The sequence below is a fragment of the Nereida ignava genome (genome assembly GCF_047114695.1).
Classification (GTDB): domain Bacteria; phylum Pseudomonadota; class Alphaproteobacteria; order Rhodobacterales; family Rhodobacteraceae; genus Nereida; species Nereida ignava.
In genome coordinates this window covers 1,514,502-1,537,020 of the sequence record NZ_CP112885.1, presented here as the reverse complement: position 1 = coordinate 1,537,020, position 22,519 = coordinate 1,514,502, and the positions used below count along the sequence as shown (strand labels likewise).

The 22,519-nt window shown below is 47.4% G+C and carries 16 protein-coding genes; 13 read left to right on the top strand and 3 right to left on the bottom strand.

From position 1 onward, the window contains the following. Nucleotides 1-32 precede the first annotated feature (32 nt). The 3 genes from OLX08_RS07620 to OLX08_RS07610 all read right to left on the bottom strand — a co-directional run bounded on the left by OLX08_RS07620 (nt 33) and on the right by OLX08_RS07610 (nt 3,941). A complete protein-coding gene (locus OLX08_RS07620; RefSeq protein WP_391480717.1) occupies nt 33-1,298 on the bottom strand; it encodes a WcaI family glycosyltransferase in 1,266 nt (421 codons plus the stop codon). Nucleotides 1,299-1,690: 392 nt separating this feature from the next. Continuing rightward, nucleotides 1,691-3,256 (bottom strand): sensor histidine kinase, encoded by a 1,566-nt coding sequence (locus OLX08_RS07615; protein ID WP_391480716.1) that lies wholly within the window; start codon nt 3,254-3,256, stop codon nt 1,691-1,693. 1 nt (nt 3,257) lies between these two features. Continuing rightward, the gene (locus OLX08_RS07610; protein ID WP_391480715.1) at nt 3,258-3,941 is read right to left on the bottom strand and encodes a response regulator; all 684 of its coding nucleotides are present in this window, start codon (nt 3,939-3,941) and stop codon (nt 3,258-3,260) included. A gap of 335 nt (nt 3,942-4,276) precedes the next feature. On the opposite strand from OLX08_RS07610, the gene OLX08_RS07605 reads away from it, so the two are divergent. The 13 genes from OLX08_RS07605 to OLX08_RS07545 all read left to right on the top strand — a co-directional run bounded on the left by OLX08_RS07605 (nt 4,277) and on the right by OLX08_RS07545 (nt 22,502). Continuing rightward, entirely contained in the window at nt 4,277-4,780 is a 504-nt protein-coding gene (locus tag OLX08_RS07605; RefSeq protein ID WP_412535639.1) for a hypothetical protein, read from the top strand. A 13-nt stretch (nt 4,781-4,793) separates the two neighbouring features. Continuing rightward, complete coding sequence (locus tag OLX08_RS07600) at nt 4,794-9,878, top strand: alpha-2-macroglobulin family protein (protein WP_412535638.1); 5,085 nt, start codon at nt 4,794-4,796, stop codon at nt 9,876-9,878. Beyond that, on the top strand, nt 9,875-11,824 hold the full coding sequence (gene pbpC / locus OLX08_RS07595; protein ID WP_391480710.1) for a penicillin-binding protein 1C: 1,950 nt from the start codon (nt 9,875-9,877) through the stop codon (nt 11,822-11,824). Before OLX08_RS07600 ends, pbpC begins: the two co-directional genes overlap by 4 nt. A gap of 254 nt (nt 11,825-12,078) precedes the next feature. After that, entirely contained in the window at nt 12,079-12,801 is a 723-nt protein-coding gene (locus OLX08_RS07590) for a hypothetical protein (protein ID WP_391480708.1), read from the top strand. A 56-nt stretch (nt 12,802-12,857) separates the two neighbouring features. Next, complete coding sequence (locus tag OLX08_RS07585; RefSeq protein WP_391480707.1) at nt 12,858-13,310, top strand: hypothetical protein; 453 nt, start codon at nt 12,858-12,860, stop codon at nt 13,308-13,310. A 23-nt stretch (nt 13,311-13,333) separates the two neighbouring features. Continuing rightward, complete coding sequence (locus tag OLX08_RS07580; protein ID WP_391480705.1) at nt 13,334-14,890, top strand: FHA domain-containing protein; 1,557 nt, start codon at nt 13,334-13,336, stop codon at nt 14,888-14,890. A gap of 21 nt (nt 14,891-14,911) precedes the next feature. After that, complete coding sequence (locus OLX08_RS07575) at nt 14,912-15,436, top strand: FHA domain-containing protein (protein WP_391480704.1); 525 nt, start codon at nt 14,912-14,914, stop codon at nt 15,434-15,436. 12 nt (nt 15,437-15,448) lie between these two features. Further along, entirely contained in the window at nt 15,449-16,600 is a 1,152-nt protein-coding gene (locus OLX08_RS07570; RefSeq protein WP_391480703.1) for a PP2C family protein-serine/threonine phosphatase, read from the top strand. After that, the gene (locus OLX08_RS07565; protein WP_391480702.1) at nt 16,593-17,750 is read left to right on the top strand and encodes a serine/threonine protein kinase; all 1,158 of its coding nucleotides are present in this window, start codon (nt 16,593-16,595) and stop codon (nt 17,748-17,750) included. Before OLX08_RS07570 ends, OLX08_RS07565 begins: the two co-directional genes overlap by 8 nt. Next, nucleotides 17,747-18,958, top strand: coding sequence for a trypsin-like peptidase domain-containing protein (locus OLX08_RS07560; RefSeq protein ID WP_391480700.1), 1,212 nt, complete (start codon nt 17,747-17,749; stop codon nt 18,956-18,958). The genes OLX08_RS07565 and OLX08_RS07560 overlap by 4 nt, the downstream gene beginning before the upstream one ends. Continuing rightward, on the top strand, nt 18,958-19,689 hold the full coding sequence (locus tag OLX08_RS07555; protein ID WP_391480698.1) for an ATP-binding cassette domain-containing protein: 732 nt from the start codon (nt 18,958-18,960) through the stop codon (nt 19,687-19,689). The genes OLX08_RS07560 and OLX08_RS07555 overlap by 1 nt, the downstream gene beginning before the upstream one ends. After that, nucleotides 19,676-20,854, top strand: a complete 1,179-nt coding sequence (locus OLX08_RS07550) for a hypothetical protein (RefSeq protein WP_391480696.1) — start codon at nt 19,676-19,678, stop codon at nt 20,852-20,854. Before OLX08_RS07555 ends, OLX08_RS07550 begins: the two co-directional genes overlap by 14 nt. Next, a complete protein-coding gene (locus OLX08_RS07545; RefSeq protein WP_391480694.1) occupies nt 20,847-22,502 on the top strand; it encodes a formylglycine-generating enzyme family protein in 1,656 nt (551 codons plus the stop codon). The genes OLX08_RS07550 and OLX08_RS07545 overlap by 8 nt, the downstream gene beginning before the upstream one ends. The last annotated feature ends 17 nt before the right edge of the window (nt 22,503-22,519 follow it).

Sequence of the window (22,519 nt, the reverse complement as noted above, 5' to 3'; positions counted from 1 at the left end):
GCTCAAGGAAAGAGCAGAGGCATCTGGGGTGCCTATGTGCGTGGATTACCGCGTGGCTTACCTTTTTGTTTAGCCGTGCCAAGCAATTCACGCAGGCGTGCCTCAAATCGAGTAAGTATTGAGTTCTTTTCCCAACGCGTGAGCGCAATTAAACGCGCCTTTTTGCCCATCTCGGCGTGTAATTCTTTGTCGTTCAAAAGCTGTTCGATTGCGCGGGCAAATTTCGGCGCGTCATTAGGTGGCGTAGCAATCCCTGCACCCTTGATCTCATCCGCGAGGCCGGTGCCACGTGCCGCCGTGGCCACAATAGGGCGTCCTGACGCAAACATGTTAGTCAGTTTTGATGGCAGCAACAGGTCAGCGGCATCTGCGATTTGGGGCATCAGGTGAATATCCGCGATGCTCAGCAGGTCGGACAGACGTTCGAGCGGCTGTAGGTCAATAAACCAGACGTTCGGCAGCCCTAACGCTTTGCGCTTGAGATCTGTCAATGCAGGACCATTCCCGCAGATCAGGAACGTAAGGTCAGTGCGGCGCGACAGCAGTTTCGCAGCCTCAACTATGATCCCGATACCTTGTTTGTTGCCGATATTACCCGAGTACAGCGCGACGTATTCTGTGCTGATCCGAATTTCCCTTTTGAATGACTGCGACGGCTCTTGCGGCTTTATTCGGCTGGTATCGGCCCAGTTTCGCAACTCATATGTTTTGTCGGGTGTAACCCCCTTTTGGTGGAGCTTCAGGAGCATTGTCGGTGAAATTGTAGTAACCAAGTTAAAGCGCTTCAGGCACCACTCTTCAAAACGAAGTGCTGCGCGTCCGAGTAGCGCCTCCGGATCGATGAGTTTGGTAGCAAAGGCTGCCTCGACCTCAAAGTCCTGAACATGCAAGTGCGATCGTGCCCCTGAAACCTTCGCGAAGGCAAAAGCAAACGGCGCGCTTATCAGTGAGGGCGCGACGACTGTAATTAAATCGAACCGCTTAGTTAGACTGTACCAAATCAAGATCGGCAAAATTGCAAAGGCAAAGGACGTATGATGAATGATGCGCCTTATGCCTGTTGGGTTCTGCGGCACGTAATGAGGACAGTGGGTCACATCAATTTTGCCATGATCGCGTTTTGTGTAGCGAAATTTGCTCCACCCACCGTAAGTCGCCCAATTGGGAAAGTAAGGCTGTCCGCAAAGAACGGTGACTTTATGATCTAGCTCGGCCAAATACTCACACATTTGCTTTGTATACAGGCCCGTAGACATCGCCTCAGGAGCAAAGTTTATGCCTATAACAAGGTGTCTCACGCTGGATATCGATGAAAACTGGGGAACATAATTAACTCACAATCAGAGGATATGAGTTAGCCTCTGAATTGGTTAATTATTGGTTACTCTATTTGAGGGGAAAACTGGTGCCCAGGAGAGGACATCGAACTACACAATTTGTCATTTAGTATTAGGGGCTTAGTGGGAGAGACGTTTGCAGAAGTGGTCCCGAAAGCGGTCCTGATTTAATTCATTTTGAAAAGAAGTGGGGATTTTGAGGTCGACTGACTTTTGGCCACTATGCATGGATCTCGGTCTTATCACTTTAAGCATCTACAGAAAGTCTTGCATGATATTATTGTGAGTATTGCTAGTTGGGAATTATAATTAGGATTTATGATAACCGATTATTTATTGAATAAAAAAGCTACTTATGCCCGAAATGCATAGGTCTGCTCGAGCCTAATACAAAAACTCGCCCCACCTAGGTCTGACTTTCCGACCTTAACATTACCACCATGTGCTTCCACAATTTGTTTAACAACTGACAGCCCTAAACCAGATGCATTTGACTGCGATGCATTACCCTTACGAGCAGTATAAAACCGTTCAAATACTAGTTCAGCTACGGCTTCACTAATCCCAGGGCCACTGTCTTCTACCTGAAGTACTACACCGCGGCGCCATGATTTACTTAACGAAACCTGAATTCGGCCAGTGGGTCTCGTAAATGAGATTGCGTTGTCGAGTAAATTTACAACCACTTGCCCCCAGCGCTCCTGCAGCCCGGAAATTACTACTTTGGGATGGATCTCAGCAATGATTTCGACCCCTTGGTACTCATTAGTATCTTGGTAATGGGTCAAGATTTCATCAAGCATTTCAGACAGATTGAAGCGCTCGCGTTTTTTGGTGACTAAATCGTTATCAACTACAGCAGCCTCGGATATCTCAGAAACAAGTTTATTCATTCGAACAGCCTGCGCTTTGACTTTAGTCATTGCACTATCATCTGCAATTGAGCGGTTCTCAGAATTTTCAGCATAAGCAATGATGCTAGCGATTGGGTTTTTAAGTTCATGGCTGACTTCTGCTGCAAACTGCTCCTTCTCTTTAAAGAGGTCCGTCATCTGGCCCGTCAATTTAACAAGATTACCATGCAGCCGACCAATTTCATCGCGGCGCTTACTCAAACTATTGATACGAAAACTTTGTAATTGGGTGGCAATGTCATCAGGCGATAGTTTCTTATCAAGGCGCCGAGACAAGCGCCGCAGGGGCACCGCTATTGAGATCGCCAATATAAGGCAAAGAATAAGGCTTATTAGAGAAATTCCCCCAAGTAGATTTAGCCGCACAGCGTTACGACCAAAGTAAGCATCTTTGATTTTATAGGTATCCCATACTTCAATAACTCCGACGGTCTCTTTGCCGTCACGTATTGGGGCCAGCACTCGCAAGAAATAGGAATCTAAATCGCTGTCTAAAACTTCGTTTTGAGTGCTGAAACGTGCTCGCTTGGCTACTATCTCTGGCGTGACAACTCTGCCATCAACTAAAGGCTTATAGACTTTGAATAGCCGCTCAGCGATTTGATCAGTTAATTTAGTCTTGCTCGGAGAACTGAGCTTACTCGCAGGCAAAACGCTCACTGTAACGGGCGCCAAACGATTAGCGGCCGTACCGTCGTAATATTTAAACCATGATGGCAAGTCGCCTTCAGCTTCAAAGCGATATACCTTGATGTTTTCTGAGCTTGGAATAGCAGGCCCCGAAAGAAGCTGGCTAATCGTCACCTGCTTTTCAAACTCAGATATGTCTGAGCGTCGAATAATTGGTAATACAAGCTGAGCGTACAAAACTGACGAAAGCGACAACTGGTTCTTTTTATGGGTGATTTCGGCTGTAACAAAGTCATCTGAAGCCAACACAAAAACCCACAACACAACGTTGAAGCCCAAAAACAAGCTAAAGATTTTTGTCAGGATGCTGCGCATATCAAACGGCTAGCTTGTAGCCTAGGCCATGCACAGTAGTGATGGGTTCAGCAGTTTGATCTACATCACGTATTTTCGACCTGATATTTCTGACATGACTGTCGATAGTTCTGTCACTCACAAATACATTGCCATCGTAGCAAGCATCCATGAGTTGGGCTCGTTTCTTAACGGTCCCTGGCCTTTCAGCTAAAGACATCAAGATCATACATTCTGTGACAGTCATGGATAATTTATGATCACGCCAGCTCACCAAATGGCGTTCTGGATCAATCGCTAAACTACCTGCAACAATTGGTTGATTGGGTGATTTATCTGTAGGTGCATGCCTGCGAAGAACAGACCTAATCCGAAACATAAGTAGCTGTTTTGTGAAAGGTTTGCCGACATAATCGTCAGCGCCAACTGAAAACCCAATCAACTGGTCAGCATCTTCATTTTTGCTACTCAAGAATATTGCCGGCAAAGCTGTATGTATTTCCCTCACTCTTTTGAGAAGCTCTAAACCGTTCAGCTCAGGCATCTTTATATCAAACACAACCAAATCGGGGCTTTGCGTCTGCAAATAAGCAAGCGCTTTGAGTGGACTTGAAAAAGCACGAACAGAGAAGCCCTCATCTACGAGCATCTCTTCCAGCGGCTGAAGGATTTCCACCTCGTCATCGACAATCACAATATTGGGCATTTGTTCCTCACTTACACCTTACATGAAGACACATGTTTTGCGGATCAATCAGTTTCACCGCGACTGCACATAATCTGCACAAATCTCCTCAAAATCCACAAAAACGCCGAGACGTATCTGCATTTCACCATTGTAGACCAAATCTGCAGGTTGAGGCGACCTGTCGAGCAGACGAGCTTGCTCCTCCCGCGAGGTGATCTCCCGACCTCGCGGGAGTTATTTGAAATCTAAATAAGATAGAAAGATGTTCTGATGATCTCCGCACCCATTCTGATTGTAACACTCCTTATTTGCTGTGCTCTCGTATTGTGGGTAGAAGAATGGGATTGAAGCTAATGCCCCTGGCCATCTCTTGGATAATGGCAACAACCGCTGTAGCCGCAGAAGATTGGGCACAAGATCAACATCAAATTTTAGCGTCGCCTTCCAACCAAAGCTCTATCGGTCGGTTGGAAGTGATGGCATCGCAAAACTGTAATGCAGTCGAGTTAAGATTATGGGCAGAGATCTCAAAAAATCCAAAAACCGTGCTCAAGGACACAGAGACATTGGCGCTCAGCTTTTTACTGTCGGACATGCAAATTGCTTCCGCAGGACAGCTGCTAAAGACCTATCAAGGGATCAACGGTAAGACTAATCTGGTCTACATTCGTTTAGGTTACTGGGCATGGGACGTAGTCAATTATCTACCCAAAAATTCAGAAAAAACCAATTTTACACTTATCACAGAAGACTACGAACTCGCATCAAACAACACTTGGCCCGTTGGAAATCTTTCTGATCAGCTAAGACATCTCAAATCCGATTGTGACAGTGATTTTCTCGGAACATTGCTGTAAATAAAAACCATTGATGCATGGCGTCTTTAATCGGGCAATGTCAGGCTTCTTCGATACCACAAAAGAGACCCAAAATATGTTAAACCTTATTAAATCTTTAGCGTTCATTCTATTTTGGGCTCTGCCATCGCTCTCGTTTGCTGAGCAACTCGGACGATACGTCTCTATTGAGCCCATCATCATTAACGACACGACAACAGTACCAGCAGGTGCTGAAGTGAATTTCTTGGGTGTCATTGACGTCACCTTGAGTACTGCTCCGAGCGGTAAGCTCGCAACGTTCACGTATAAAGATCAGGTCCTCAATGCCGATGCGGCATTATTCTACGCACAAAGTACTGATCAGGCCGTTTTCGCTTATCCACCACGAACCTTTGATAGTGGGACTACAGCGTCGGTCTGCTCCACGTTAGCAGCACAAGAAAGCGGCAGAACTTTAGATTTTGCTGATGATAGTTTTCAAAACTATTTTGAGGTGACATCGAACAATAAAATCGTCGATGCATTTTCAGTTACTGGTCCAAAAGATATTTATTCTTGGAACGACAAGCGAAGCGAGTTTTGCATCAGCGGTCTTGCACATTCGACGCGATATCAGCTGCGTATTTTGCCGAATTTACAACTTAAGCGGGACGGGCTGCCCAAACAGTCAGTTACAGCACCGATAAACTTGGCCTTTCAAACGCCTGAGCGCAGTCCGAGCATCAAGCTTGATGCATCTAAGTCAATAATGGCTGACCCATCTAACGCAGTGATGCCTATTGAGTATGTAAACGTGAGTGAAATTGAAGTGACACTGCATCAAGTGGATGCAGCTTCTTTGAGCGCGTATACCGACATCCTAACAATTCTCGACGGGCAAGATATTAATCAGCTCAAAGACTATTGGGGGGACGAGGTTGCAAAGAAAAAAATTATGCTCGATGCGCCACTTAACCAGCAACAGAAGGTAAACCTGAATTTCAGCGACATCTTAAACGATGATGCTTCTGGCCTGTTTGTTGCTACATTTACGTCACCGCAAATTGAGATGAGCCGCTATTCTAACCGCCCAACACAGTGGTTCTCAATTTCAAATGTTGCGCTTCAATTTTATAAAGGACTAAACAAATCTGACATCTTTTTGACCAGTTTTAGTGATACTGCAGCTATACGAGATGCCAGCGTCCGCATAACAGCCGCTAACAACAGAACACTTTTTGAAGGTACCTCTGATAAGAGTGGTCGGGTCGAAGTTTCAAACCGGCTCTTAGATGGCACCAAGGGCTTTGCACCCAAGTTTCTTATAGTTTCAACCGAGAAAAATGGTTCAAGCATTATTGAGCTAAACGCACTAGACCAGAAACCTCGCTTCTTAACTGGTGGAACTGAGAAACGCGCAAATGTAGATGTCTATCTAACTACTGATAGAGGGGTTTACCGTCCCGGTGAGACACTTCACTTTGTTGGCGCAGCCCGAAAGTTAAATTTACAGCCCTTACCTAATCAAGAGCTGACGGTACGCTTACTCAACAGTATAAATTCTGAAATTTATAAATCTCAAATTGCCAGTAATGAATTTGGGGCCTTTGCTCAAAAAATAGAACTGAAGAAAACTCTGCCGCTTGGGCAGTATTCTGTTCAGGTGTTAAGTGTTGACGAAGATATACTTGCTGATCACCAAATAAGTATCAGCGACTTTGTGCCTTTAACCATCGAAGCTCGGCTGGATACAAATGGCGAATACTGGGCACTTGGGGAACAGCAAAACTTAACGCTTCAAGGTGAGTATTATTCAGGCGGACCAGCTGCAAACTTGTCAGCTGAAATCATCACTTTCTTAAAAGAAGTTAGAACTCATAAATCTGCTGAACTATCTGGCTTTGTGTTTGGCAATCCAGATGCATCATCAATCAAGCAATTAGACAGCTATGAGCAGTTGCTGGATGAAAACGGTAAACTGAACACTTCAATCCTTTCAGATTACACGGTCAACGCCCAAAGCCTCTATGAAGTTATTATTGAGGGAACAGTCTACGATGTGGGCGGGAGAGCAAACAAAGTAAAAGAGAGGGTCGCTCTAGACACTCTCGATAGCTATGTCGGCGTCCGTTCAAATTTTGATGACTACGCTAGTGAAGATTATCCGCCTAGCTTCACTGTTGCCTCTGTTGATCGCCAAGGAAACAGCGTTGGCTTCGATGGCGTCACGTACACGGTCAAAAGAGTATATAGCGACTACAACTGGTACTATGATGGCGGTTGGCGCTGGAATGCGGTTAGGGTTTCAGAAAATGCTGTGGAAAGCGGCAGCGTATCTAATAAAAACTTAACACTCAAAACGCCTCTTTCATGGGGTCGTCATGAACTGATCGTTAAGAACAAACTTGGCTTTGAAACTATCTACGAATTCTATGTTGGCTGGGGTGCAAATGCCAAACCCGCCAGTGAGCCAGAACAACTGAGCTTAGCTTTTGACGGTACAAATGTACGAGGCACAGCGCCCTTTAACGGAAAATTGTCAATATTCGTCGCTAATGAGGACATACAATCCGTATTCGAAGCTGAAGTTAAAGAAGGCGCATTTGAGTTTCCGTTGGAGATCTTGGCTAAGACAGAGCCTGGCGTCCACCTGTTGAGTTCCTTGGTCCGCCCTATCGCACCAGGGTCTGAACACTTACCACAAATTGCTATTGGCAAGACATGGGTCCCTAACACAGCAGCCGGCCGTAAGTTGTCGGTAGAGGTAGATACTCAGGAAACAATTACGAGCCAGGACCCTATCTCGGTCACCATTGATACCAATGGCACTGATGGCAGCGCTATGATTTTTGTAATTGACGAAGGCATACACGCAATCTCTGGCTATAAGAACGACAACATCCAAGATCATTATCTGGGCGAGCGAGCGCTCAACTTTGGAATATTTACAAATTTTGGCAAACTTATTTCCCAAGACAGCAGCCTAAAAGCAATACGTGTCGGTGGTGATGAGGGGATGCTATCAGCCGCAGCTGAGGCTCCAAAGTCTGAGTTCTTCAAAACCTTTGTCGCCTCAAGCCCACTAATCGATATTGTCGATGGGAAGGCTGTTTACCAGTTTGATCAAACTGAGGAATGGGAAGGTCGTTTACGCGTGGTCGTAGTCGCTTTGGATAAAACAGGCTTTGGGTTTTCAGAAAGCACAATCACGGTTCAAGACCCAGTAAGTATTGATGTCTCAATGCCCCGATTTGTTGCGCCAAAAGATTTCGTAAATGCAAAAATGAACATCCGATGGAACGACTTCGACGGCCCGGTGGAATTGAAGACGACGATTGGAAAATCGATTGCAACTCAAACCATCGCTAAGCCAGCGTCCAACACCTTCAGTGTAGACTTACCTATTACCGCCAACACTACTGGAACTGTGCCAGTAGTGATCGAAATGGCAGCAGGTGATCGTCTATACAGTCGGACATATGAACTCGTCTCACGCCACGGCTCATACCCAGTCTCAGAGGTTCAATCTGTCGAGCTAAAAAAACAAAACTGGTTAGGACTGGGCAGCTCTTTAGTACAGCCGTACAATTCGTATATCGTGGACCTTGCCGAGCCTGGTAGTACCGTAACAGCAAGCCTAAAATCCACTGTAGGAATTAACTTAAGCCAGGTAGTTTCAGAACTTGACCGCTATCCATATGGCTGCGTGGAACAAGTCTCTTCAAAAGCTCGAGGCGTTGTAGCAATGGCTGAATTACGCGGGCTGGATAAAGACACATCACGTAGAATTCAGATCGGCATCGATAACCTAATGGCTAAACAGAAGACATCTGGTGCATTTGGCTATTGGTCTAAAAATTCACGTGTTTACGAAGTCTATCAACCTTATGCCGTGGACACTCTGCAAAAGCTTTTGCCCTACGCAGATAATCAAGCGGCTGTCATCGATGCGATTAACAATGGCCTCGAATATCTCTATCGGACAAACTTCAATGAACAGCGCACAAAGTTGTATGCATATGGAATTCTTGCCCGTTCAGGATATGAAGTAACGTCGCGAGCAAGATATGCAATTGACCTAGATCTCTCAGAGAAACGTCCTCAGTTGGCTGCTGCCAAAGTGACCCCATTTGTACTATCGAATGCATTGGAAGATTTTGCTCTCGCATATTGGGTGGCGGCAAATCTCAATGATACGAAACGAATGTTGCAGTTAGCAGAGCGAGTACAGTTTCTGTTAGACAAAAACACCCCTGAAGAACCAAACGTCAGCCGTACAACTGGTACATGGTTTACGGCCAATAGCAGTGGAAGATCTTATCATAAACTCGGCGTATCCGCGCCAGATACTGCTCACCTACTGACAGAGCTAGATACAGAACTTTTGGCACCTCCGTTAATGACGGTAATTGCTAACACTAATGAGCACTTAAGTCAGCGTGGGTATCGCTCAACACAATCAAGCGCCAAGCTAGTCTCACTTCAAAAGTTCCAAGAAGCTTCAATGGCAGGAACAACAATCACACTGGACGGAATGGATCTTGTTCTTGATGACAGCGGAAATCTCCCCCTCACCAATCAACAACTACAATTTGGATTTGAAATTGGTCACAATGCCAAAACACCACTCTTCCTAAACGTCAAAACTACAGGCCAGCGACGCTACACCTTACCACGCAATAACGGCTACAAGGTTACTAAATGGTGGTATGATCGTTCAGGCGAGCCAGTGCTATTGGAAGATGGTGTTTTAGCTGTAAATCAAGGCGATTTATTTACTGTTGTTGTGGAAATCGATCGAACTAGACGAGGTTCTGGGTCTGATCTTCTTCTTACAGACTTGTTACCAACAGGCTTCGAAATTGAAGATGCAACAATTACAGATCCGCAAGTTAATGGCGTTAAGGTTGACTTGAATGAAGGTCGAAAGCCTTACTTCACAGCCGCAATGGACGATCGTCTAATCGCACATTTTGATGATCGGTGGTTCCAAGGTAGCTTCGCTTTTGTGAGGTACACTGTACGAGCGGCCTATGAAGGGAGAGCACAAATCCCGGATGCCACAGTAGAAGAAATGTATTTCCCCGAAATAAATGGTCGATCAAACATTAGACGGACAGTCGTTCAAGCACGATGACACTAATCAGACAAGTCATCATTGCGCTGACGGGTAGCTTAGTAGTCACTCTCAGCGCCCTAGTTTGGTACATAGCACAACCACCAAATTTGGGGCGCTTGTCTGATGTCTCTGTTGTTCTGCGAGGGACCGATGACCGCATAATAAACCTTAGCCTTACAGATGAGGGCTATTGGCGCGAGCCAATCAAAATTAAGGACATTGATCCAGAACTCATTGAAGTTTTGGTCGCTTATGAGGATCAACGTTTCTGGGAACACAGGGGAGTAGATCTAAAAGCAATCTCGCGTGCAGCTTTGAACGCGATAAAGTTCGGGAAAGTGAGTTCAGGTGCATCTACACTAACGATGCAAACTGTTCGGTTGCTAGACACCAGCCTACGCCAGCATTCCTTGTTAACAAAGATTCGACAAATGATTGAAGCGCGTCGACTTGAGCAGCACTGGTCTAAAGAAGAAATTCTTGAAGCATATTTCACATTGGCTCCGTACGGTGGCAATATTGAGGGTATCAAGGCCGCGACCGAAGCATGGTTTCAAAAGACGCCAGCTCAACTCACACTCAACGAGATCGCGATTTTAGTTGCTCTACCACAATCTCCTGAGCGTCGCCGTCCTGATAGGTTCCCAGCTGACGCATACCAAGCGAAACAACTTGTTCTCGCCAAAGTAGCCCCTCGCCTAGGTTTCCAAGATCAGACCGTTCAGGAGGTAATAGAAGAGCCACTTCCTACTCGTCTAATAAAGCCGGAATCCCACGCGTTACACCTAGCCCAGCGCCTCGCTTCTGCAGATAACAAACACTTTCGCACAACCATCAATTCTGACTGGCAGCGCGAAGTGCAGAACATACTGGCACAAGACATTCAGACCCGCTCTGCCCCTATCCAGGCAGCAGCAATGATTGTTGAGCGGAAAACAGGACTAGTCCGGGCTTATGTAGGCTCAGCAACATACAGCTCACAAACTAGAAAAGGTGCTATCAACTATTTGACCGCACTACGTAGCCCAGGCTCCACTTTGAAACCGTTAGTGTACGCAAAAGCTCTTAATCGTAATCTCATTACCTACGAACACGTGTTTGATGATACGGCGTACTTTAAGTCAGGTTATCGGCCAACAAACTTCAGTGAAGGTTTTGGCGGCAAGGTAAGCCTCAAGCAGGCACTGCTGACATCACTCAATATTCCAGCAATCCGGGCTTTGGAAAAAGTCGGCCCCGATCTATTACAGGCTGAATTAAACACCTATCTAGACGGCTCCCTAAACTCTCAGCAACTTGCGGGATTAAGCTTGGCTGTTGGTGGTCTTTATCTAACACCAGAACAGTTGATGAATATCTATATGGGGCTTGTAGATCCTGGATATGCTAGACGCCTATCTTTTACTGAAGACAATGCTCCTATGTCGGACTTCACATTGGTCACTCAAAATACAGCCAATCAAATCCAATCGTTACTAATACAAGATATGGCAAATGGAGAACGAGTTGCATTCAAAACGGGCACCTCATTCGCCAGACAAGACGCGTGGAGCGTTCAGATCTATGATAAACATCTCGTATTAGTCTGGGTTGGTACGCCAGATAATGAACCTACTACTACACTAACGGGTGTTAGTACGGCATTCCCTATTTCGCTGGAAATTGGTAGATCATTAGGCCTGGTTCGACCTGCGAAGCCTAAGGTCAGCCAGGGTAAATCAACTTATAATTCAAAACTAGCTACCAGCTGTAAAAGACTTATTTCTTACCCAGAAGATGGTGCTTGGATTAAATCAATAAGTAAAAATATTTCCATAATAGGTGGCAATGGTGCGGCCTGGTACCTTAACGGGGTTAAAATTGGTCAAAACTTACAGCAGATTGAAATTAATGAGCCCGGAGTGCAGCTGTTAACAGCTCAGCATGGCGACTGTACAACCACACATGAAATTTTTGTTGAATAATCACTGTTTCAGGAGGTTTAAGGTTTTGGTTGAAAACCCAACCGTCAACCCGCAAAGGGAAAAGCCGATAGCTTTTAATGGTAATAATAACCACGGTGGTGAAACGTATAACAGATTTTTTTGTGTTTATACCTCAGCTCAGTCTTGTGGAACGGTAAATTTCTGGGCTGGTTTCATTGTGATACTTGTGAAACAATTAATTTCAGATTTACGTGATGCTATTGCACTAAATACGACTATTAATGGAGATTAGTATGAAACTAATGAAACTACTCGCTGCGTGCTGTATCGTGGCCCTTTCCGCTTGTGTAGATCAGCCAGTGAGTGTTTCGAAGGCACAAGGACAAGCATCTAAAAACAAAGAGCTTTCCGCTTCTGAAGGTAGACTTTTAGCTGAAGCAAAATCACTTTCTCGCCAGTCAAGAGACATTGTCGCGCGGAACGCAATCGAGGGCGCAGTTATTGGTGCTGCTGCGGGTTGTGCTTTGTCACTGTTGTTGGGTGGGGACGCCGATGATTGCAAAGATGGTGCGATTGTGGGGGGTGTTGCTGGGGGCGCAGTCGGGTACGGTGCAGGAAAAGAAGCAGCACAGGCAAATAAAAAGCTAGTAGAGCAAAAGCAAGTCATCGCTAAAATCAGCGGCATCAATCAAAAATTGGGCAGCATTGAATCGCGCTTGCGTTCGGTTGTTCGTCAGCAAAACGCAGAACTTTCATCGTTGCGTCGTCAAGTGTCGGCAGGTCAAATTAGCGAGTCTATTTACAAAGCCCGAGCACGTGGTGTGAATTCGAACCGTCGAGCTGTCAGAGCCGCGCTGCAAAACACATCTGGTCAGGTGAATGGCGCGTATAAAAATCTTGTTGCCTTGGAAAAAGATGGCGCAGGGAATCTTTCGCGGTCCAAAGCGGCGGCCACTTCAACGAGGAATCGTTTGAATCGCACTGTTCAATCCATTGACTTTATCAGTGTAAGGTAAGCTCGGAGGGCGCTGATAGGGGGCGCCTTTTTCCGCTAGATCTAAAGGGAAGAATAATGAAGCTCAAAGCACTTATTTCATCAGCATTGGGATGCATCTTATTAGCTGGCTGTGAAGGGGAGACAGATCCTTCAAAGGCTAACATTTTCGACAACCTGCGAAATATCGAAACGGGTGAGTATGATCGTCAGATTTCGACAAATGATGCAGAAGTTGAGCGCATTATCGCTAGCAATAACGCCGCACAGCGCAACATTAATAGCCTAGAGACGCAAGAAGCGTCCAACAGCCGTGAAATTGGATTATTGCGCAGTGAGATCGCGTCTTTGAAAACACGTCTGAGCGCTCTGCGAAGCTCTTCGGCAGGTCAAGCGAATGGTTTACATGTCTCTGCTCTTGAAGATCAGGTCACTGCGGTTGAAGCTGATTTCAATGCCGGGGCAAATCCAAAAACGTTGCGCTCAGAGTTGCGCAATATTTCGGCGGCGATTTCGGCCTTGTCATCCTAATTTTTACCTTTGCGGAGTTTCGCATGAAACGTTTGATTATCTCAATTCTCACCTGTGGTCTTTGGGTGTCATCATTGTTAGCCCAAGACGTATCGAATGGCCTTACTCGAGCGCCTGAAATTGGGCTTGCCGTCGTAGATTGCGGTGCCGATTTGCCGCAGGATCAGGCCTATTGCGCCGTTCGGATGCCCATTGGTGCAACTCTTGAAGAGATCACGACAACAGGTGACGTCAGACTGGAGTTGGTCAAACATGGAAATTCAGGGTATCCTAATGGCCTATCGTTAGGCCATACTTTATTTATCCTTGATACGTCGCAAGGGGCGCGTGCTTTGGCGCGAGCTCGCCATTTCGACAAAGAAAAGGAAGCGATCAAAACGTTGCTGGGCGCTCTTCCTGATGGCGCAAGCGTTGCACTTGCCACGTTCCACGAGCAAGATAGCTTCAAAATTATTCAAGATTTCACTTTGTTGCCATCACGTATCGAAGTCGCTCTAGATGGTGTTGAGCTTGAGGGAACTTCGACGCACATTTCTGATGCTGTGCGCGACGGTATCCAAGTGCTTAGCGCGCAAGAAGATAGCTTTATTAAAAACCTTGTCATTTTTAGTGATGGTCAAGACGAAGGCGTAAACACAATTGACGCTGTCAAAGACTTTGCAAATGAAAGCAAGGTCGCCGTTTCGGCGTTGGCGCTGACATTGACGAGCTCTGGCTCTATCGAAACAGGCCGCGATCGCAGCTATCTCAAGCAATTCACACAAGATGGTTTTGGGGTGTTTGCAGCTGTTCAGGCGTCAAGCAGTGCGATAGCAACCGAAGAGTTAGCCGAGGTTGGAAATGCGGGTACTTTGCTTGCACGTAGCATGTTGCGTTCGGGCGTTTTGACGTCAGAGGACGATTTTAAATCCACCGATGTCACCGTGACATTAAACATTCCTTTGGCTGGATACGAAGGTAAGACCAATCCGATTAAATATAAGGCTACTGTGGAGAACGCCAATCACAAGGTCCCATCCCCTGTTCCGCCCCGAGTACCGGATGACCGATCCTTAACCACAGGTGGTGAAGCTGCGAATGGGTTTGATCTTCAAGCGCTATTTGATGAGTATGGCTATTTGATCATTGGTTTGGCAGTGGCGCTACTATTGTTGATTGTGATTTTGATCTTGGTCCTATCTGGCAATAAAAAGAAAAAAGCCAAAGAGCTCGAAGCCCCAGTCAGCGATTCCGCTGCAGCCACATCGATTGAATTTTCCGATCCATCTGGAGGCGCGATGGCGTCCTCCCAGCCAGCTTTGGCGTATTTGCACGTAAATGGTACACAGCAAAAATTACATATCACATCGGTTAGTGTGACGGTCGGACGCTCTGCCCCAAGTGATCTATGTATTGATCACCCCAGTGTCTCGCGACAGCATTTAGCACTGCGGCTCAGTTCAGACGGGGCCTTTATCTCTGATCTCAATAGCACGAATGGCACCAAAGTTGATGGCAAGCGGATCAGTCGGGAAGTGGAAATAAAATTAGGAACTGTCATTTCGCTCGGGAAATGCGATGTCATTTTCTCGCGCGCGTAAGATCTTATAGGAATAATTCAGATGAGCGATAAAACACAGTGGATCTTTAACGATCAGCAAGGCTTTGAAGCGGATAAAACCCAACAAATCGGCGGCAGTGTGGACGATGCCAAAACCTCGCTGGATTTGAACGAAAAAACACAACTGGGATTGGGCGATCATTTTAGTGATGCTGATGATATTGGGCCTGTTGTCGGATGGCTTGTCGTGGTCAAAGGGCCAGGTTTGGGCTTGTCGCGTCCAGTTGGTGTGGGCATGAACTCGGTGGGCCGAGATTACGAACAACGGGTGTGTTTAGATTTTGGTGATAACACGATCTCTGGTTCGGATCATCTACGGATCATTTATGACGAAGAGGGGCGTTCCTTTCTCGTCGCTCCTGGTGCTGGGACTAATCCCACGCGTATCAATGGTAAAATCGTCGCTCAGACCCAAGAGCTAACATCGGGTTCAGTGCTCGCGCTTACCAAGGAAACTTGTGTTCGGTTCATTGCGTTTTGTGGTCCAGATTTCGATTGGTCGGACGTGAAACCGCCGCAAACCTAAGAGGCAGTCACTATGGCAGTTGCTCAGCTTCAACATATTGGCGCGCGAGAAGGGCAAGAAGACTCTGTTGCTACGTTGTTCGAGCGCGACGGTGATAGCTCTGGTGATTTGTTGATGCTGGTTGCAGATGGTATGGGGGGCCATGCTGGCGGCGCGCGCGCTTCGTCTTTTGTGATAAAAACATTCCGCGCTGAGTTCTTGTCACAATCTACAAAACAAGCCCCTAAAGAGCGGCTACATAAGGCGATGCAGGCTGCGAATGCGGCGTTGTTGCGCGAAACGCAAGCGAACCCTGCGCTTAAGGGCATGGGAACGACTTTGATTGCTGCGTGGAAGCATGAGGACATGCTGTTATGGCTGTCAGTTGGCGATAGCCCGATGTATATCTATAGGGGAGGGCAACTGCGCCGATTGAATGCAGACCATTCGTTTTTTGGCGAGTTGATGGGCAAGGTGGCGCAAGGTCGCCTCACTTTGGCTGAAGCCCAAAACCATCCCAAAAGGAATGCCCTGCGCTCTGCATTGACTGGCAATGCTGTCCAGTTGGTGGATGTAAATCATGAGCGGCTGAGTGTGCATGACACGTTGATCGTGGCCACAGACGGTCTCGATACGTTAGAAGAGCCCGCTCTTGTCCGCACCATTGAAGCCTATCATCGCGCGGGGCCGCAGGCTCTTTGTAAAAAGCTCATCGATGCGACGTTGGATGTAGGCAATCCAAAACAAGATAATATTTCTCTGATCACCTATGTGCATGGCGCTGAGGATCGTACGCTGTCGACACGATCAAATTGGACGCAAATGAGCCTTGCAGGTCGCGTGCAGTCAAGTTGGCAGATCATAGCTCTGTCTACCATTACGGCGCTTTTGATCGTAACGATTGCGGTCATGGGGTGGTTCAAAATTGGGCGGGTACATGATCCTGTGATTACAGAGACTGCTTCTGTTCCTACCTCGGAACCTATGGCACAGACCCCCAAACCTGGTGAAGCCCTGAGTACATCGCCAGAATCAGATACCAGCCAAGAGGCTCTTGAACAAACGCCCAGCCAAGAAGATGTGCTTGCGAAAGACCCAAATGAGAGCGCTGCTGATCCGCAAGTGTTTCAGGGAGGCGTTGAGGACAAGCTCAATGCACCTGCCAGCGGAGGCCCCAATGAGTGATGGTAGTACACTTCCTCTGAGCCAAGGCATGACCCTGGGGGGCTACCGCATCGAGAAGGTGCTTGGTCAGGGCGGGTTTGGCCTCACCTATTTGGCGACCCATGAGGAAAAAGCTGGCACCTTTGCCGTCAAAGAGTATTTCCCATCCGGGGCTGCACAACGTTCAGGTGCAAACACGGTGACCCATTTGGGGTCAAAAAAGCGCTTTTTTGATGTCGGACTTAAGGATTTCTTTGACGAAGCTATGTTGATGACTACTTTGCCGACCTTTCCAGGATTAGTGCGTGTGGTTGCTGCGTTGAAAAAATTTGGCACGGCCTATTGCGTAATGGAGTTTATCGATGGCGAAACTATGGATCACATCATGCCTCTTATGGTGCGATCATATGGTCATTTCCCAGAAGATCGCATTTTAAGTGCGCTCGAAAATATTTTATCGGCGCTCAGTATCGTACATGCACAGGATCTGATCCATCGGGATATCAAGCTTTCGAATCTTATGATCGACCGTGATGGTGTGGCATGGCTGATTGATTTTGGGGCCGCGCGTAATTTAGCATTGCCGCGCAAAGCCCATAGTAGCTTTACCGAAACATATGCGCCGATCGAACAATTTCCCAATGCAAAGCTGGAAGAGGGGCCACAGACTGATTTTTTCTCTCTTGGTGTGACACTTTATATTTTGATTGCGCAAACGTCACCGGCCACTGCGAGAGAACGCAAGGCGTTAGTCGATGATGGTCAGTCCGATCCGTATGTGGCATTGGCCGCTCAGCCAGAGCTTTCTATGAAATACTCCACACGATTGCTTAAAATGGTGGATCGCTGTTGTGCACTGCATATTTCAGATCGCCCGTCCTCGGCATCGGAGATCGCGCGTGAGCTTAAGTTATCGCTTACATCAGCTTCGGTTATGCCGGCGCCTGAGCCTATGACAGCAGCCATGTCGAAAATTTCTCTGCCCTCAGATCAGATGATGGATAAGGTCATGCAAGGCTTTTTTGGTTTATCCAAAGTCAAAACGCTTCCAATGGGTAGGGCTGGGCGCAAGCCAAATCCATTACTTTTTAGTTTGTTTTTAATCGCGTTGGCGGCGCTCGTAACGCTCATCGCTTATTATGTCTTAGATTACAAAGGGGTCCTCTCATGACACGCCGTGTTTGCAGTTTTGTTCTTGGGTTGGTTTTGTCGGTGGTCTCGTTGTCCACAGTCCACGCATTTAGCGATGTGGTAAATTCGATTGAAAGTGGAGTAGCGCGGATCATCACGGATGAGGGGGTTGGATCAGGCTTTGTCGTGACTGAGATCAGCAATGACGAAGAGGAGGCACTAATTGTCGTTACCAACGAGCACGTGGTGAAGGGCTCGCGCAGCGTTCAAGTTGCCTTTAAAACACCGCTTGGTATGCTGAGTTATAGGGGCGAGGTTTTGAACGTTGACCAGCGCCGCGATCTGGCGGTGATTAAAATTAATCGCAAGAAAAACACCCGTCACGATATTTCAATATTAGAGTTGGCAAATCGTGAAACTGCCAAGTCCGAAAAGGTTGCAAAACTTGGATATCCCGGCTTGGCCGATAGAGGTCTAAGTACGATCACAAGCAGCAATGACCTCGTTGATGCGACGTTTTCAGAAGGAATTGTAAGCCGCCTTATGACTGGCTCTTGGTATGAACGTGATTTGCCGTTGAGGATTATTTTGCATACGGCACCGCTCAATAGCGGGGATTCGGGTGGACCGCTGTTTGACGCATGCGGGCAAGTTGTGGGCGTGAATACAAATAAGTCGGCTGCGATTGATGGTGATATCCCATCGGGTGCCTTTTGGGCGTCATCCTCGCTTGAGGTCTTGGCTTTTTTGAGAGAGACTGATCTGCCCATGAAAATCTATCGCTCCAGCTGTGGATCCAAGGGTGCGATTGGTTTTCTATCATCGCCTCTTGTACAAATTTTTCTAGCCTCAGTCGTAGTTGTGGGTTTAGGCGGTATTATTTTCTGGCAAATGACGGGCCGTTCGGGGGCGGCTGATACGAATGAAGATTTCGCGGCGATCTATATCTATGCCTCTGAAAATGGTCAGATCAACAAGTTTGGTGTCTCAGAGGATGACCTCAGCCGAGGCATTGAATTGGGTCGCGAAGCAAGCTGTGCGATCCGCTTTGGTGCAGGGGATATTAGCCGTGTGCACGCCAAGTTGTGTCACCGCGATGGCAAACTTATGTTTACGGATAACGGATCCAGTAACAAAAGCTATATCGACGGGCGTGAAGTTATTCCGCATCAAGATCAGCATATCGGGCTGAACACAGAGGTGCAGCTTGGTCAATCGGTACAGCTGCGATTTAAAAAGGCGTCTTAATGTCCGTGATGGCTCGGGAAGTGAAACAAAAGCTTGCGCATGTCGAAGTGTGCAACCTTGGTGTTGATTTATCCAATGAACTTAGCATTGTTTTAGATCATCTGACGCTTGAGCCGCAAAGCCTTGTTGTTTTAGATAGCCGATCTGGAACAGGCAAAAGCACATTACTTGCGCTTTTGCTTGGGGCAATTGTGCCGGCATCCCTACAAGATCAGAAATATGAGTTTGAAGGGCGCAATATGCTGTCATCTGATGGCGCTGCGGGCCAGGCTGAGATTGCCTTCGTCCCACAGGTGCATCAATTGATTCAGTTTCTGAGCCTGCGCGAAAATATCATATTGGGCCTCGGTGCGCAGCATGAGCTTGACCCATCATGGCTTGCAAGATTGGCCCAAACGCTTGAAATTCAACATCTGATGGATCGGTTGCCATCAGAAGTGTCTGTGGGTCAACGCCAACGTGCCGCGATTGCGCGTGCCTTGATCAAAAAGCCTAAGCTTGTTTTGATGGACGAGCCATTTTCCGCCCTTGATCCACAAACCTCGCGTCGTGTTATTGACGCGATTTTGTCCCTGCGTACGATGACCGAAGCGAGCTTTATTATCGCATCCCATGATTTGGGTAAAATGGATGTGCCCGCAACCAAGCCTTTGTATTATCGTGCCTTTAAGACTGAAGGACGACTATATTCCACGTTTTCACAACGTGATTTAAGCCATGTCGCCCTTTAGCCTTGCATTCAAAGAGCTCAAATTCGAGCCTATTTCAGCACTTTGTTATGCCTTTGCGCTTTGCGGGGTATTGGTGCCTTTGATGGTCGCCATATCATTAAAACATGGGGCGCTCGATCAGACGATTGAAGCGCTTGTGACAGCGCCGCAAAATCGAGAGATTGTTTTGCAGGGGTCACATCAAATAACAATTGAAGATATCCGTGCATACAAGTCGATTGATGGCCTTGGTTTTGTTATGCCAACCACGCGGCCCATCAATTCACAGGTCGACGAAATTTCTCATAAGAATGGTAGCCGCGCCTTTGGGGTTGAGATTGTGCCCTCAATGGTGGGCGACCCCCTGCTTGAGGGTGCGGATTTGCGGATTGGGCGTGTGTTTATAACGCAATCTTTGTCTGATGCATTGGCGGCCTCTGAGGGAAACTTAGAGCTTCGTTTTAGGCGTATAAATGGGGCACAAGAAGAGCCCGCGAGCTTTGATGCTGTCGTCGAGGGTATTGTCCGGCATGAAATTTACCCACGTGCGGCAGTGTTCGTGCATATTGATGATATGATTAAAGTCGAAGCCTATCGTGATGATCCATCCATCAGTTCCCAAGACTGGTATAGTCGCTTTACTTTACCATCCTCTTTCCCGTCGATGCGCATTTATGCAAGCGAGCTGAGCCAAGTTGAAGATGTTGTCGTGGAGCTAAAGGCGCGAGACCTTAGGGTGCAGCCTTTGAATAGTAATGTGCCGTTGATGTTACGGCTTCAGCGCGGTGTTGATCTTATCTACGGGCTTCTCGCGGTGATGGGGCTGTCGGGGTATGCGGTTGCGATGGCCGCGAACTTGCGGGCTTGGACGCAGCGTAGGCGTACAGATTATAGTCTGTTTAAATTGATGCGGCATAACACTGCAAAGATTGCCGTCATTCCTGTTTTGCAAAATGTGATGATGACCTTTGGTGGGTTTGTGATTTCGATACTTTTGACTTTGATGCTCAATCTCCTGGTCAATGTAACTTTTGGGGCCACGGTTGAGATGCGTATCGCGATTTTGACTCTGTGGGATGTTGTTTCATTTGCGATGGCGCTTTTGGTTGTTGTCGGGCTGTCGTCACTATGGGCGGTTAAAACAATCATTGATGTGGAGTTGGGTGAGGTGTTGACCAATGGTTAACGCTCCAAGCGGCAAACTATTGGGCGCAACCATAGCGTGGCTGATGGGAGTTGGCCTTGCTATGGCTCAAGACATCAGATGGGAACAGAGTTACTATAATCCTAATCCGCTTGATGATGACCTTATTCTCCGCATGCCATGCGGGGGGGCAATGGTATTTCGTCCCATATATACCCCAAATACCGGTGGAACTGTTGGCGATGTGCCTGTGATTTTGGGTCAAGAAGGTGATGAGCAGCCGTTTCTAAATGGCTTGCGCAGATCTTACGTATCAGGGCCATTTCGTCAGATATCTGGGCCCAAAAAAGGCCATCCTCATTTCTACATGGCAAAATATGAATTGGCTGATGCGCAGTATCAAACCATGATGGATGTTGCGACTAAGGGAGAGGAGGGGTGCCCTGACCGCGCACCACGGCGGCGTGGTTTCACGCCTGCGGTTGGCAAGTCAAAGCTTGAATACGATATGTTCAGTGAGGCCTATAGCCTGTGGCTTTTGAAAAATATGCCATCAGATTTGCCATTTGTGACACCTGCAAAACCCTTTGTACGACTGCCAACCGAAGAAGAGTGGGAGTTTGCCGCGCGCGGTGGGACCGCCGTAGATGAAGCGAATTTTCGCGCCCCGTACCCACCCCTCGAGGCGGGCAGCTCTCTGAATGATTACATTGCGCATGGTGGGTCCGATAGCGCCAATGGCCGTGTTCAAACTATCGGCACATTGCGCCCTAACGCTGTTGGGCTGCATGACATGCTGGGGAACGTATCGGAATTGGTTGAATCGCGATTTTCTATTGTGCGTTTGGGCCGTTTGCAAGGTCAACCGGGCGGGTTGATCAAACGTGGCGGCGATGCGCGCACTTCGATCGAGCAAATTTCATCGGCCTCGCGCTATGAAATTGCCCCAATTGATGTCTATTCTGGCGCGCCCGTGAGAGAAAAGTATATGGGGACACGGGTGATGTTGTCGTCTGTGGCTCTGGCTACGCGCGAGCAAATGGAGCAAATCCTGTCTGATCTTAAAGATCTTGCACGGGCGGATCCTAAGGCGGCCTCGGCCCGTTCAACCGAAGAGGTGCTCGATCTGCTGACGCGTATGAGCGAAGCGGCCCCAGACCAAGGCGCCCGCATGCAGATCGAAGTGATCAAAACCACGCTTTTGGCAGCTCAATCAGATCAAAATGTGCAGCGTAACCGAACTTTGCGACAACTCTTTCTGTCGGGCAGTTTGATGTGTGATCAGCTAGTTCAGCGATATCGGAATGCGCTTGCGATCCGGTCTCTGCTGGAAAACATCATCGATATTCGCGATGAAGGCGCAGCTATTGGTGACACGAGAACCGTGCAGGAAGCCGAAGCTGCCTTGGCTGATACAAAGCTAAAGCTGGAAATTTTGCAGGCGACAATTGACAGGGAATTGGGGGATTACTCCAATTTGATCGAAGTGATGGCCTCGGATTATTCCGACGATCTTTTGCGGGAACAACTCATGGTCGCCCGCGATGCGTCAGCCGATACCACTGAGCTACGTAGCAGCTGTTTTGATACGCTATGGGGGCATATCGAGGGACGTAATGCAAAAGGCTTTGTTGAAAAAGCACTTTTGCTAAAAGATTATCAAAAAATCGCGCTGTCATTGGCACAATAAACGACAAAGGGCGTTGA

What these genes read in the sequence shown, in the direction of transcription:
- OLX08_RS07575 (WP_391480704.1), top strand. Translation starts at nt 14,912, where the DNA reads ATGAGCGATAAAACACAGTGGATCTTTAACGATCAGCAAGGCTTTGAA.
- OLX08_RS07615 (WP_391480716.1), bottom strand. Translation starts at nt 3,256, where the DNA reads ATGCGCAGCATCCTGACAAAAATCTTTAGCTTGTTTTTGGGCTTCAAC.
- OLX08_RS07545 (WP_391480694.1), top strand. Translation starts at nt 20,847, where the DNA reads ATGGTTAACGCTCCAAGCGGCAAACTATTGGGCGCAACCATAGCGTGG.
- OLX08_RS07590 (WP_391480708.1), top strand. Translation starts at nt 12,079, where the DNA reads ATGAAACTAATGAAACTACTCGCTGCGTGCTGTATCGTGGCCCTTTCC.
- OLX08_RS07560 (WP_391480700.1), top strand. Translation starts at nt 17,747, where the DNA reads ATGACACGCCGTGTTTGCAGTTTTGTTCTTGGGTTGGTTTTGTCGGTG.
- OLX08_RS07565 (WP_391480702.1), top strand. Translation starts at nt 16,593, where the DNA reads ATGAGTGATGGTAGTACACTTCCTCTGAGCCAAGGCATGACCCTGGGG.
- OLX08_RS07600 (WP_412535638.1), top strand. Translation starts at nt 4,794, where the DNA reads ATGCATGGCGTCTTTAATCGGGCAATGTCAGGCTTCTTCGATACCACA.
- OLX08_RS07550 (WP_391480696.1), top strand. Translation starts at nt 19,676, where the DNA reads ATGTCGCCCTTTAGCCTTGCATTCAAAGAGCTCAAATTCGAGCCTATT.
- OLX08_RS07555 (WP_391480698.1), top strand. Translation starts at nt 18,958, where the DNA reads ATGTCCGTGATGGCTCGGGAAGTGAAACAAAAGCTTGCGCATGTCGAA.
- pbpC (WP_391480710.1), top strand. Translation starts at nt 9,875, where the DNA reads ATGACACTAATCAGACAAGTCATCATTGCGCTGACGGGTAGCTTAGTA.
- OLX08_RS07605 (WP_412535639.1), top strand. Translation starts at nt 4,277, where the DNA reads ATGCCCCTGGCCATCTCTTGGATAATGGCAACAACCGCTGTAGCCGCA.
- OLX08_RS07610 (WP_391480715.1), bottom strand. Translation starts at nt 3,941, where the DNA reads ATGCCCAATATTGTGATTGTCGATGACGAGGTGGAAATCCTTCAGCCG.
- OLX08_RS07585 (WP_391480707.1), top strand. Translation starts at nt 12,858, where the DNA reads ATGAAGCTCAAAGCACTTATTTCATCAGCATTGGGATGCATCTTATTA.
- OLX08_RS07580 (WP_391480705.1), top strand. Translation starts at nt 13,334, where the DNA reads ATGAAACGTTTGATTATCTCAATTCTCACCTGTGGTCTTTGGGTGTCA.
- OLX08_RS07570 (WP_391480703.1), top strand. Translation starts at nt 15,449, where the DNA reads ATGGCAGTTGCTCAGCTTCAACATATTGGCGCGCGAGAAGGGCAAGAA.